At 52.4% G+C, this 13,211-nt stretch carries 12 protein-coding genes; 8 read left to right on the top strand and 4 right to left on the bottom strand.

Going from position 1 to position 13,211, the window contains the following annotated elements:
• The first annotated feature begins 10 nt into the window (after positions 1-10).
• Together uvrD and corA are read left to right on the top strand one after the other, a co-directional pair.
• A complete protein-coding gene (gene uvrD, locus EDF88_RS23720; protein ID WP_064515200.1) occupies positions 11-2,173 on the top strand; it encodes a DNA helicase II in 2,163 nt (720 codons plus the stop codon).
• Between the two features lie 368 nt (positions 2,174-2,541).
• Entirely contained in the window at positions 2,542-3,492 is a 951-nt protein-coding gene (gene corA, locus EDF88_RS23715) for a magnesium/cobalt transporter CorA (RefSeq protein ID WP_034461684.1), read from the top strand.
• Positions 3,493-3,527: 35 nt separating this feature from the next.
• On the opposite strand, the gene rarD is transcribed toward corA, so the two are convergent.
• A complete protein-coding gene (rarD, locus tag EDF88_RS23710) occupies positions 3,528-4,442 on the bottom strand; it encodes an EamA family transporter RarD (protein WP_134187764.1) in 915 nt (304 codons plus the stop codon).
• A 51-nt stretch (positions 4,443-4,493) separates the two neighbouring features.
• On the bottom strand, positions 4,494-4,964 hold the full coding sequence (locus EDF88_RS23705) for a thioesterase family protein (RefSeq protein WP_064515204.1): 471 nt from the start codon (positions 4,962-4,964) through the stop codon (positions 4,494-4,496).
• A 297-nt stretch (positions 4,965-5,261) separates the two neighbouring features.
• Here EDF88_RS23705 and pldA point away from each other — a divergent pair, with 297 nt between their 5' ends.
• From pldA to rhtC, 3 genes are all read left to right on the top strand, one after another.
• Positions 5,262-6,131 (top strand): phospholipase A, encoded by an 870-nt coding sequence (gene pldA, locus EDF88_RS23700; RefSeq protein WP_134187762.1) that lies wholly within the window; start codon positions 5,262-5,264, stop codon positions 6,129-6,131.
• Positions 6,132-6,161: 30 nt separating this feature from the next.
• Positions 6,162-7,988 (top strand): ATP-dependent DNA helicase RecQ, encoded by a 1,827-nt coding sequence (gene recQ, locus EDF88_RS23695; protein ID WP_134187760.1) that lies wholly within the window; start codon positions 6,162-6,164, stop codon positions 7,986-7,988.
• Positions 7,989-8,052: 64 nt separating this feature from the next.
• Complete coding sequence (rhtC, locus tag EDF88_RS23690) at positions 8,053-8,676, top strand: threonine export protein RhtC (RefSeq protein WP_064515211.1); 624 nt, start codon at positions 8,053-8,055, stop codon at positions 8,674-8,676.
• Positions 8,677-8,811: 135 nt separating this feature from the next.
• Here rhtC and rhtB read toward each other — a convergent pair whose 3' ends face one another.
• Positions 8,812-9,429, bottom strand: a complete 618-nt coding sequence (rhtB, locus tag EDF88_RS23685; RefSeq protein ID WP_064515213.1) for a homoserine/homoserine lactone efflux protein — start codon at positions 9,427-9,429, stop codon at positions 8,812-8,814.
• 79 nt (positions 9,430-9,508) lie between these two features.
• Between rhtB and pldB the strand changes: the two genes are divergently transcribed.
• From pldB to EDF88_RS23670, 3 genes are all read left to right on the top strand, one after another.
• The gene (gene pldB, locus EDF88_RS23680; RefSeq protein WP_064561634.1) at positions 9,509-10,501 is read left to right on the top strand and encodes a lysophospholipase L2; all 993 of its coding nucleotides are present in this window, start codon (positions 9,509-9,511) and stop codon (positions 10,499-10,501) included.
• A gap of 31 nt (positions 10,502-10,532) precedes the next feature.
• Positions 10,533-11,339: a sugar/pyridoxal phosphate phosphatase YigL gene (yigL, locus tag EDF88_RS23675; RefSeq protein WP_134187758.1), complete on the top strand. Its 807-nt coding sequence runs from the start codon at positions 10,533-10,535 to the stop codon at positions 11,337-11,339.
• 112 nt (positions 11,340-11,451) lie between these two features.
• Positions 11,452-12,351, top strand: a complete 900-nt coding sequence (locus tag EDF88_RS23670) for a carboxylate/amino acid/amine transporter (RefSeq protein ID WP_134187756.1) — start codon at positions 11,452-11,454, stop codon at positions 12,349-12,351.
• On the opposite strand, the gene metR is transcribed toward EDF88_RS23670, so the two are convergent.
• The gene (gene metR, locus EDF88_RS23665) at positions 12,239-13,192 is read right to left on the bottom strand and encodes an HTH-type transcriptional regulator MetR (protein WP_134187754.1); all 954 of its coding nucleotides are present in this window, start codon (positions 13,190-13,192) and stop codon (positions 12,239-12,241) included. The two genes, EDF88_RS23670 and metR, sit on opposite strands and share 113 nt — an antisense overlap.
• Positions 13,193-13,211: the final 19 nt, after the last annotated feature.

Raw genomic sequence — 13,211 nt, 5'->3', positions numbered from 1 at the left:
GGCGGTGCCAATGGACGTTTCTTACCTGCTCGACAGCCTCAACGATAAACAGCGCGAAGCCGTCGCGGCCACGCGTAGCAATATGCTGGTGCTGGCTGGTGCAGGAAGCGGTAAGACGCGTGTATTGGTGCATCGTATTGCGTGGTTGATTAGCGTAGAAAACTGCTCGCCGTACTCCATTATGGCAGTGACGTTTACCAACAAAGCAGCGGCTGAAATGCGCCACCGTATCAGTCAGTTGATGGGAACCAGCCAGGGTGGGATGTGGGTAGGTACTTTCCATGGTCTCGCGCACCGCTTGCTGCGTGCACATCACATGGACGCCAACCTGCCACAGGATTTCCAGATACTGGACAGCGAAGATCAGCTGCGCTTGTTAAAACGTCTGATTAAAGCCATGAATCTCGACGATAAACAGTGGCCTGCTCGCCAGGCTATGTGGTTTATCAACGGCAAGAAAGATGAAGGTTTACGCCCGCATCACATTGAAAGCTATGGCAACCCGGTCGAGCAAACCTGGCAGAAAGTGTATCAGGCGTATCAGGAAGCCTGCGATCGCGCCGGGCTGCTGGATTTTGCCGAATTGCTGCTGCGAGCCCATGAGTTGTGGCTGAACAAACCGCACATCCTTAATCACTATCGTGAACGCTTTACCAACATTCTGGTGGACGAATTCCAGGATACCAACAGCATCCAGTACGCGTGGATTCGTATGCTGGCGGGCGATACCGGTAAAGTGATGATTGTTGGTGATGATGACCAGTCAATCTACGGCTGGCGCGGTGCGCAAGTTGAGAACATCCAACGCTTCCTGACCGATTTCCCAGGCGCACAAACCATTCGTCTTGAACAAAACTATCGTTCGACCAACAACATTCTGAATGCCGCCAACGCCCTGATTGCCAACAACTCCGGCCGTTTGGGTAAAGAGTTATGGACCGACGGCAGCGATGGTGAACCTATTTCACTGTATTGCGCCTTTAACGAATTAGACGAAGCGCGTTTCGTGGTAAACCGCATCAAAACCTGGCAGGAAAATGGCGGTGCGCTTGAGCAATGCGCGATTCTCTATCGCAGCAACGCCCAATCACGCGTGCTGGAAGAGGCCTTATTGCAGGTTGGTATGCCATACCGCATTTACGGCGGCATGCGCTTCTTCGAACGCCAGGAAATCAAAGATGCGCTCTCCTATCTGCGTCTGATTGCCAACCGTAATGACGACGCGGCATTTGAGCGCGTGGTTAACACACCAACGCGGGGTATCGGCGATCGCACATTAGATGTGGTGCGCCAGACATCGCGTGACCAGCAACTGACAATGTGGCAAGCCTGCCGCTTGTTGCTTCAGGAAAAAGCGTTAGCAGGCCGCGCAGCTTCTGCGCTGCAACGCTTTATGGAACTTATCGACGCGCTGGCACATGAAACCATCGACATGCCGCTGCACGTACAAACTGACCGGGTTATCAAAGATTCAGGTCTGATGATGATGTACGAGCAGGAAAAGGGCGAGAAGGGCCAGACGCGTATTGAAAACTTAGAAGAACTGGTCACGGCAACGCGCCAGTTCAGCTATCAGGATGAAGACGAAGACCTGATGCCGCTGCAAGCATTCTTGTCTCATGCAGCACTTGAAGCCGGTGAAGGGCAGGCCGATACCTGGCAAGATGCGGTGCAATTGATGACGCTGCACTCGGCGAAAGGTCTGGAGTTCCCGCAGGTGTTTATCGTCGGCATGGAAGAGGGCATGTTCCCAAGCCAGATGTCGCTCGATGAAGGTGGCCGCCTGGAAGAAGAACGCCGCCTGGCATACGTTGGCGTAACACGTGCGATGCAAAAACTGACGCTAACTTACGCTGAAACCCGCCGTCTGTATGGCAAAGAGGTTTACCACCGTCCATCGCGCTTCATTGGCGAACTGCCTGAGAACTGTGTGGAAGAGGTTCGTCTGCGCGCCAGCATCAGCCGTCCGGTCAGCCACCAACGCATGGGCACGCCAATTTCTGAGAATGATTCAGGCTTTAAACTCGGGCAGCGAGTGCGCCATGAAAAATTTGGCGAAGGTACGGTCGTTAATCTGGAAGGAAGTGGTGAACATAGCCGGGTTCAGGTGGCATTTCCGGGGCAGGGAATTAAGTGGCTAGTTGCGGCTTACGCACGCCTGGAATCGGTGTAAGTTAGCGAAACAACTCATCGTTTTTCACGCTTTTGCTACCTTATAAATACCACCCTGGTTTATTAGTCCATGGTTTCCCGTTGCGTGTTGACGCCATATTTATGGTGGCGTAACATGCGCGCACGATTACGCTAAGAGGACACTCGCCTTGGACACACCCAGTAAATACTGGCTCAATAACCTGTCATCCAGGTACAACTTCTAAGGCTATCCTCGAATGCTGATAGCCTTAGTGGTTGTCGGCGACCTCATATCTCGTATATCCCGTCGCAATGAGTCAGACTTTTTAATGGTCTGAAACCTAGTTAGTTTCTGTCTGTGTGCCAACCGAACTGTCCCTGATATTTTTTGCATTGGGAGTACCGGTCATGCTGAGCGCATTTCAACTGGAAAACAATCGTCTGTCCCGTCTTGAATTAGATGAGACCGATAACCTGAGCAATTCTGTTTGGGTTGATTTGGTCGAGCCTGAAGAGAGCGAGCGTCAGCGCGTGCAAACGGAACTTGGTCAAAGCCTGGCAACCCGCCCGGAACTGGAAGACATCGAAGCATCCGCGCGTTTCTTTGAAGACGAAGACGGTTTGCACATCCACTCATTCTTCTTTTACGAAGATGCTGACGATCACGCAGGCAACAGCACCGTGGCATTTACCATTCGTGAAGGCCGCCTGTTTACGCTGCGCGAACGTGAATTACCTGCATTTCGCCTTTATCGTATGCGCGCTCGTAGCCAGAATATGGTGGACGGTAATGCGTACGAATTACTGCTCGACCTGTTTGAAACTAAAATCGAGCAGCTGGCAGATGAAATCGAAAACATCTATAGCGATCTCGAAAAACTCAGCCGCGTCATTATGGAAGGTCATCAGGGCGATGAATATGACGCCGCACTTTCAACACTCGCTGAGCTGGAAGATATCGGCTGGAAAGTCCGTTTGTGTTTGATGGATACCCAACGCGCTCTGAACTTCCTGGTGCGTAAAGCGCGTTTGCCAAGCGGTCAGCTTGAGCAGGCGCGTGAGATCCTGCGCGATATCGAATCCCTGTTGCCGCACAACGAATCGTTGTTCCAGAAGGTCAACTTCCTGATGCAAGCGGCGATGGGCTTTATCAACATCGAGCAGAACCGCATCATCAAGATCTTCTCGGTGGTATCGGTGGTGTTCCTGCCGCCAACACTTGTGGCATCGAGCTACGGGATGAACTTTGAGTTTATGCCCGAGTTGAAACTGAGCTTCGGTTACCCGGCAGCGATTATCGTCATGATCCTCGCGGGCCTGGCGCCGTATCTCTACTTCAAGCGCAAAAACTGGTTGTAAGATGAAAATGAGAAGGGAGCCGATTGGCTCCCTTTTTACTTCTGCGCGACCGCGCGCGCCGCAATCCGTGAGTTCCGCTGCGTATAAACCGCATCAAGAATAAACAACGCTAGTGCTGCCCAGATAAAGCCAAACGTCAGCAACTTATCTTTACCGATCACTTCACCGTAGAACGTCACTGCTAGCAGGAACATCAACGTCGGGCCAATGTACTGGAAGAAACCCAGTGTCGAGAGGCGTAAGCGCGTTGCTGCAGCGGTGAAGCACAGCAATGGAATCGTTGTTACCACGCCCGCGGCAATCAGCAGTAAGTTCAGCGACATCGAGTTTTGCCCCATATGGCTGGTCGAACTGTCTGCGATGCCAAACAAATAGATAGCCGCAATCGGCAATAGCCAAAGCGTTTCAACCAGCATGCCGGTTTGTGCATCAACGGCGATTTTCTTACGCACCAGTCCGTAAAACGCGAAGCTAAATGCGAGGCCAAGAGCGATGATTGGCAGCGAACCGAATGTCCAAAGCTGAATCAGAACACCACAAGCGGCGAGGCCCACGGCTACCCACTGCATTCTGCGAAAGCGCTCACCGAGGAAAATCATCCCCAAAAGCACGTTAACCAGCGGGTTGATGAAATAACCCAGGCTTGCCTCCAGCATGTGATTATTATTCACTGCCCAAATGAAGAGCAGCCAGTTACCGCCGATGAGCACTGCGGAGAGCGCCATGGCGAATACCTTTTTGCGGTTTTGACAGGATTTCTTCACCTGAGGCCACTGGCGACTAAGGCTAATTAACACCAACATAAAGAAGAACGACCAAATCACGCGGTGCGTCAGGATTTCATCAGCCGGAACATAGTGGATTAATTTGAAGTAAGCAGGCGCGATGCCCCACATAAAGTACGCCGCCAGTGCTAGTAATACGCCCTGACGGGTTTGTTTCGCATCCATGAAAAGAACTCGTTGATGAATAGTGTGCAAATAGTAACAGGATTTATCTTCTCACCCCACCATGTAGGTGGCGGTCGCACTGGCGATATGCAATTGATCTTCGTTGTGTAATTCCACGCGTGCTACAGCTACTTTGCGGCCTGCACGCAGAAGAGTGCTGCTGGCAGTGAAACGTTGGCCACGCCCTGGGCGCAGGTAATCGACGCGTAAATCGATAGTTCCCATTTTCGAGAGACGTTGGCGCAGTTCTTCTTCGCTAATACTATCGTGGCGGGTGAGTGTACTGCCCACACAAACCAGGCCTGCCGCAACATCCAGCGATGAGGCGATGACACCGCCATGCAAAATACTCTGCGCCCAGTTTCCCACCATCATCGGCTGGTTATTAAAACAAAGCTCGGCGTAATCTTTCTCGTAACGGATGAGCTCCAGCCCAAGCGCACGGTTAAATGGCATGTGGTAGACAAAAATTTCACCGACCAGTTGTAAAGCGGCTTCCGGGGTCAAAAATGGGGTAGACATGGATCGTTCCTCGATCAATACAAAATCACATACCCTTCGCCCTTCAAGATGCAGGGTTGTTGGCTGCTCTCATTCACCCGAATCACTTACTTGAGTAAGCTCATCGGGATTCATTCGATTGCCGCCTACCTGAATCTTGAAGTAGCTTGGGTGTAATGTTAATTAATTGTGTATTTTATGCTTCGCAATCGTTGATTGCTACTTTAAGAACTGTAGACCGAGCGTCCAGATTAAGAACTATGTAGAATGTGTCCCTGATAATAATTTGAAACCTTTTCTTTCAGGAGAACACCATTGATGCGCAAGTATCTGGGATGGCTGATGGCGGCGTGCCTGCTTCCTTCTATGGCTAACGCAGCGGAAGCGACCATAAAGCAAGTCCATGATAAACCCGCGGTGCGCGGCAGTATCATCGCCAACATGCTTCTGGAACATGACAATCCGTTCACACTTTACCCGTATGAAACTAACTATCTGATCTATACGGTGACTGATGATCTGAATAAAGAGGCGATTCGCAGTTATAACTGGTCTGATAATGCCCGCAAAGACGAAGTAAAATTCCAGCTTAGCCTCGCGTTCCCTATCTGGCGCGGCATTCTGGGGCCAAACTCAGTGCTGGGTGCTTCATACACTCAGAAATCCTGGTGGCAGCTGTCTAACAGTGGCGAATCTTCACCTTTCCGTGAAACAAACTACGAGCCACAAGTGTTTCTGGGCTTTGCTACCGATGAATCGTTTGCTGGCTGGACATTACGCGACGTTGAGATGGGTTATAACCACGATTCCAATGGTCGTTCAGACCCAACGTCTCGCAGCTGGAACCGTTTATACACGCGTCTGATGGCTGAGCACGGTAACTGGATGGTTGAAGTGAAGCCGTGGTATGTCATCGGTGATACCGACGATAACCCGGATATCACCAAATACCTGGGCTACTATCAGCTGCGTGTTGGCTACCAGTTTGGCGATGCGATTCTGAGTATGAAAGGGCAGTACAACTGGAATACCGGCTATGGCGGCGGCGAATTAGGCTTTAGTTATCCGGTCACTAAGCACGTGCGCCTTTATACCCAGCTTTACAGCGGTTACGGTGAGTCATTAATTGATTACAACTTTAACCAGACACGCTTCGGTGTCGGCGTTATGCTTAACGATCTGTTCTAAGAAATTGGCGGTTTTTGTGGTGGGGAAAGCGTGACACAGGCGGAAGTAATTAATCAGGCAGTGCTGGCCAGACAGGTTTTGCAAGATACCTTTGGCTATCAACAGTTCCGCCCAGGTCAGGAAACCATCATCGAAACGGTGCTGGAAGGGCGCGATTGCCTGGTTGTCATGCCGACAGGCGGTGGCAAATCACTGTGCTATCAAATCCCGGCGCTGGTGTTTGGTGGGCTGACCGTCGTGGTTTCCCCGCTGATTTCCCTGATGAAAGACCAGGTCGATCAGTTGCTGGCAAACGGCGTTGCCGCCGCGAGCCTTAACTCCACCCAAAATCGCGAACAGCAACAAGAAGTGATGGCGGGCTGCCGTACCGGGCAGATTCGCCTGTTATACATCGCGCCTGAGCGGCTGATGATGGATAACTTCATCGACCAAATCAGCCAGTGGCATTTGTCGATGATCGCGGTTGACGAGGCGCACTGTATTTCTCAGTGGGGCCACGATTTCCGCCCGGAATATGCCGCATTAGGCCAACTGCGCCAACGCCTGCCGACGGTGCCGTTCATCGCTTTGACGGCGACAGCAGACGACACCACGCGTGCAGACATTGTTCGTCTGCTTGGTCTGCACGACCCGCTGATTCAAATCAGCAGTTTTGACCGCCCGAATATCCGCTACATGCTGATGGAGAAGTTTAAACCTCTCGATCAGCTGATGCGCTACGTGCAAGAGCAACGCGGCAAATCCGGCATTATTTACTGTAACAGCCGCGCGAAAGTTGAAGACACGGCTGCTCGTCTGCAAAGTAAAGGTATCAGCGCGGGCGCTTATCACGCGGGGCTTGAGCACCAGGTTCGCGGTGACGTGCAGGAAAAATTCCAGCGTGATGACCTGCAAATCGTCGTGGCGACCGTAGCATTCGGTATGGGCATCAATAAACCCAACGTGCGTTTTGTCGCGCACTTCGACATCCCGCGCAATATCGAATCCTATTACCAGGAAACTGGCCGTGCCGGGCGTGACGGCCTACCTGCGGAAGCAATGCTATTTTACGATCCGGCCGATATGGCGTGGTTGCGTAAATGCCTCGAAGAAAAACCGGTCGGGCAATTACAGGATATTGAGCGCCATAAACTCAACGCAATGGGCGCGTTTGCCGAAGCGCAGACCTGTCGCCGCCTGGTGTTGCTGAATTACTTCGGTGAAGGTCGCCAGCAATCTTGTGGCAACTGCGATGTTTGTCTCGATCCACCGCGCCGCTACGACGGGCTGGTGGATGCGCAAAAAGCGCTGTCCTGTATTTATCGCGTCAACCAACGCTTTGGTATGGGCTATGTCGTGGAAGTGCTGCGCGGTGCCAATAACCAGCGTATCCGCGAATTACAGCACGACAAATTACCGGTTTATGGCATTGGCCGCGACCAGACCCACGAGCATTGGGTCAGCGTTATCCGCCAGTTGATTCACCTCGGTGTGGTGACGCAAAACATCGCCCAACATTCCGCATTGCAGCTCACCGCCGCGGCTCGCCCGTATTTACGTGGCGAAGAACCCTTAATGCTCGCCGTGCCACGTATTGTGGCAATCAAATCGAAATCCAGCCCGAAAGTGTTTGGCGGAAACTACGATCGCAAGTTGTTCGCCAAATTGCGCAAGCTGCGTAAAGCCATTGCCGACGAAGAGAATATCCCGCCGTATGTGGTGTTTAACGACGCGACGCTTATCGAAATGGCCGAACAAATGCCGATTACGCCGAGTGAAATGCTAGGCGTTAACGGTGTGGGTACGCGTAAACTGGAGCGCTTTGGGCGCGAGTTTATGGCACTTATTCGCAGCCATGTCGATGGCGAAGATGAGTAGTAGCCAGTCTTTGCTGCAACTCGTATAGTTATTCCCCAACTAATAATCTAGCGAGTTAATTCCTATGTTGATGCTATTTATGACCGTGGCGGTTCTGCATATTGTCGCTCTGGTTACGCCTGGTCCGGATTTCTTTTTTGTCTCGCAGACAGCCGTTAGCCGTTCCCGAAAAGAAGCCATGATGGGCGTGCTGGGTATTACCGGCGGCGTGATGGTCTGGTCTGGCGTGGCGCTGCTCGGCCTTAACCTGATCCTCGAAAAAATGGCGTGGCTACACAGCATTATTATGGTCGGCGGTGGCTTGTATCTGTGCTGGATGGGTTATCAGATGCTGCGCAGCGCATTGAAAAAAGAAACGGTTAAGCCGACTGAAGAGGTCAGTGTTGAGCTGGCTCGCAGTGGACGCAGCTTCCTGAAGGGCCTGTTGACCAATCTCTCGAATCCAAAAGCTATCATTTATTTCGGCAGCGTGTTTTCACTGTTTGTCAGTAATGATGTTGGCAGCGCCGAGCGTTGGGGATTATTCGTCATGATTGCTCTGGAAACCTTCGTCTGGTTTACCGTGGTTGCCAGCCTGTTCGCATTGCCGCAAATGCGCCGGGGTTACCAGCGCCTTGCGAAATGGATTGATGGTGTTGCCGGTGTTTTGTTTGCCGGATTCGGCATCCACCTGATCATCTCCCGATAATCCTTCCTTATAAACCCAAAATAATTCGAGTTGCAGGTAGGCGGCAAGGGAGCAAATCCCCAGGAGCTTACTTGAGTAAGTGACTGGGGTTTGTGAGTGCAGCCAACACCCCTGCAACTTGAAGTATGACGGGTATTACTGGCGTGCTCCCGCAAGGAGTGCGCCAACCAACATAAACAGCGAACCAAATACGCGGTTCAACGCTTTCATCTGCTTTGGTCCTTTAATCCAGCCTGCAATACGTGTTGCAAGCCCCGCATAGCCAATCATCACAATAATATCCACCACTACAGTCGTCACACCGAGCACTAAATACTGCAACGCCTGTGGCTGGTGCGGTGAGATAAACTGCGGGAAAAGTGCAGCCAGAAAGACGATGCTTTTTGGGTTCGTCAGGTTCACAAAAATCGCGCGCTTAAACAGGCGGCTGCGTGGTTGGGTGGTTGCCAGAGTATTCAAGTCCAGCGCACCCGCGGCACGCCATTGCTGAATACCAAGCCAGACAAGATAAGCGGCACCCGCCCATTTCAAAATTTCAAAAGCCAGCAATGAGTGTGAGAACAGCGCACCCAGGCCAATCCCAACCAGCACGATATGAATCGCAAGCCCCGTTTGCAGCCCGGCAATCGACGCGGCAGCTCCCCGATAGCCGTGGCTAATGGCGGTGGTCATGGTATTAATTGCCCCGGAACCGGGTGACAGACTCAGAATTATTGTGGTCACGAGATAGGTTAACCACCACTCAACACTCATGTGAAATTCCCTGATCGAACACTTTTATGCCACAATACGCTATTGTTGATGAGCGTGCTACGAATCACAAAAAAGCGATATGACTCAGCATAAAAATGGATGGTCAAACAGGGAAAACGCCTTTGCGGCTTTCACCACCGGTCCTCTGATGGACTTCTGGCGGCAGCGCGAAGAGTGTGAATTTTCAGGCGTCGACGAAGTGCCGGTACGCTATGTACGCTTTCGCGCGCAGGATCACGATAGGGTCATTGTCGTTTGCCCTGGCCGGATCGAAAGTTACGTCAAATATGCCGAACTGGCTTATGACCTTTTCCATTGTGGGTTCGATATTTTAATCATCGACCACCGTGGGCAAGGGCGTTCCGGGCGCATGCTTTCGGACTCACATCGCGGCCATGTGGCGAAATTTAGCGACTATGTCGACGACTTTGACCGCTTTTATCAGCACGAAGTCGCCAACGGCCCCTGGAGAAAACGCTACGCGTTAGCGCATTCCATGGGTGGCGCGATAATTACGCTGTGGCTTGAGAAAAACTCACAATGCTTTGATGCAGTTGCACTGTGTGCGCCGATGTTTGGTATTGCCTTGCGCTGGCCTGACTGGATGGTGCGCCATATTCTTGATTGGGCGGAAGGCCATCAGCGTATTCGTGAGGGTTATGCAATCGGAACAGGCCGCTGGCGTGCATTACCATTTAGCGTTAATGTCCTGACCCATAGTCGTGAACGTTACCGCCGCAACCTGCGTTTTTATGCTGATGAGCCAGCATTGCGGTTGGGTGGGCCAACGAATCACTGGGTAAGAGAAGGGATACTCGCAGGAGAACAGGTTTTAGCAGGAGCCACTGCTATCACCACGCCGATTTTTATCCTGCAGGCAGAAGAGGAGCGCGTCGTAGATAACCGAGCGCATGACCAATTCTGTGAGATTCGCGCCGCGGCGGGCCACCCTTGTGAGGGGGAAACACCTTACGTCATAAACGGTGCGTATCATGAGATCCTGTTCGAAAAGGACGATATGCGGACCGAAGCGCTGAATGCCGTCATCGCCTTTTTTGACAGGCATAATTAATCTGAATTTAACACCAGAGGTTCCAAATCCTATGTACCATGTCGTTGCGTCTGACTTAGATGGCACGTTGCTGTCCCCTGATCACACTCTCTCCCCGTATGCTAAAGAAACGCTGAAATTGCTCACCGCTGAAGGTGTTCATTTCGTCTTTGCAACGGGTCGCCACCATATCGACGTGGGGCAAATCCGCGATAACCTCGAAATCAAAGCCTACATGATCACCTCAAACGGTGCGCGTGTGCATGATACTGACGGTAACCTGGTGTTCAGCCACGATCTTGACCATGACATCGCTCAGGATCTGTTTGGTGTGGTGCAAACCAATCAAGATATCGTGACCAACGTCTACCGTGGCGACCAGTGGTTTATGAACCGTCACCGCCCGGAAGAGATGAAATATTTCAAAGAAGCGGTGTTCAATTACACCCTGTTTGAACCAGGCTTGCTGGAAGCCGATGGCGTCAGCAAAGTGTTCTTCACCTGTGATTCACATGAAAAACTCCTGCCGCTTGAGCAAGCGTTGCTCGCTCGCTGGGGCGACCGCGTGAATGTGAGTTTCTCCACGCTGACTTGCCTGGAAGTGATGGCGGGCGGCGTATCGAAAGGTCACGCGCTGGAAGCGGTATCCAAAGCGATGGGCTACGGCCTGAAAGACTGCATTTCCTTTGGTGACGGCATGAATGACGCGGAAATGCTTAGCATGGCGGGTAAAGGCTGCATCATGGGCAACGCTCACCAGCGCCTGAAAGACTTACTGCCAGAGCTTGAAGTCATCGGCACCAACGGTGATAACGCGGTTCCGCATTACCTGCGCAAAATGTTCCTCGGCAAAGACTGATTCGTGATAAACGAGTGGTGAACTAATCACCACTCGTCAACCAAATAGTTCAACTTCTGCACATTCCCTTCGCTACAATGAAGCATTAATCTCCCGTAGTAGAGACTTCATCGTGCCGTTACTGATCATCACCACTATTCTGTGGGCCTTCTCTTTTAGCCTGATTGGCGAATACCTTGCCGGGCACGTCGACAGCTACTTTTCAGTGCTGATGCGCGTCGGGCTGGCGGCGATAGTGTTCCTGCCTTTCCTGCGCTTTAAAGGCTACAGCGCGAAAACATTGCTGCTGTATATGCTGGTGGGCGCACTGCAACTCGGCGTGATGTACCTGTTTAGCTTCCAGGCGTATCTCTACCTCACCGTTTCAGAATTCCTGCTGTTTACGGTAATGACGCCGCTTTACGTTACGTTGATTTATGACTTGATCAGCGGCAACAAGCTACGTTGGGGCTACGCATTGAGTGCCGGGCTTGCCGTGGTTGGTGCGGCGATTATTCGCTACGACAAAGTGAGCGATCACTTCTGGATTGGTCTGATGCTGGTCCAGGCGGCAAACATCTGCTTCGCCATCGGTATGGTGGGCTACAAACGGTTGATGGAAACGCGTCCGATGCCGCAACGTTGCGCATTTTCGTGGTTCTACCTCGGGGCGGCAGTCGTGGCTGTAACAGCCTGGTTTGCGCTGGGGAATCCGCACAAACTGCCGACCACGCATCTGCAATGGGGCATTCTGGTGTGGCTTGGTGTGGTGGCTTCCGGGCTGGGCTACTTTATGTGGAACTATGGCGCCACGCAGGTTGATGCGGGCACGCTTGGTATCATGAACAACGTGCATGTTCCGGCGGGGCTGCTGGTTAACCTTGCCATCTGGCAAGAACAGCCGCACTGGCCGAGTTTTATTATTGGTGGGACGGTGATAATGGCCTCGCTATGGGTGCATCGCCATTGGGTCGCTCCGCGTTCTTCACAAACGGCAGATGCTCGCAAGCGTGTGAACGCGTCGAGCGAATAAACGCTTCCGTCACCGGTTGGCGCTGTTCGCCATCGCGCACGGCGGCGTACAACCGGCTCCACAGTCCTTCGCCCAGGGTTTTGGTTACGACCAGACCCTGGCGCTCAACATTTTCCACTACCCAATGTGGCAGCGCAGCAATTCCCATGCGGGCTGACACCATCTGAATCAGCAGCAGCGTGTTATCGACACTTTTCAGCGATGGGCTGACGCCTGCGGGTTGCAGGAAATGGCGCCAGATATCGAGTCGTTGGCGCTGCACCGGGTAAATCAACAACGTTTCGCTGCTCAAATCTTCCGGTTCAATACGCGTTTTGCTTGCCAGCGGGTGATCCGTTGCCAGCACAAGGCGCACTTCATAATCAAACATTGGCGAATAATGCAGACCGCTGCGCGGCAGGATGTCGGACGTTAATACGATATCCAGCTCACTCTGTTGCAGTGCAGGCTGCGGGTCGAACGTCACGCCAGATTTGAAATCCAGATCCACCTGCGGCCAGGTTTTGTGGAAGTTTTCCAGCGCGGGCGTCAGCCACTGAATACAGCTATGGCATTCGATGGCGATGCGAAGCTGGGTCTGGTGCGGTTCGTTGCAAGCCTGCAGCGCACGGCTAATCTGCGGCAACACTTGTTCAGCCAGTTGCAACAGCACCTCGCCCTGAGGTGTAAACCGCAGTGGCTGACTTTTACGGACAAACAGGCGGAAACCCAGGCGCTGCTCCAGATCGCTGAATTGATGGGAGAGGGCCGATTGGGTTTGATGCAACGCGGCAGCCGCAGCGGCTAAAGAGCCGCAATTTCGTAACGCCTGTAGCGTCCGCAGATGTTTAATCTCGATCATGAAAGTCCTTCAATTCGGC

It is taken from the genome of Buttiauxella sp. BIGb0552 (assembly GCF_004366275.1).
Taxonomy (GTDB): Bacteria; Pseudomonadota; Gammaproteobacteria; order Enterobacterales; family Enterobacteriaceae; genus Buttiauxella; species Buttiauxella gaviniae.
Note: the sequence above shows the minus strand (reverse complement) of the source record. Positions and strands in the feature narration are given on the sequence as shown.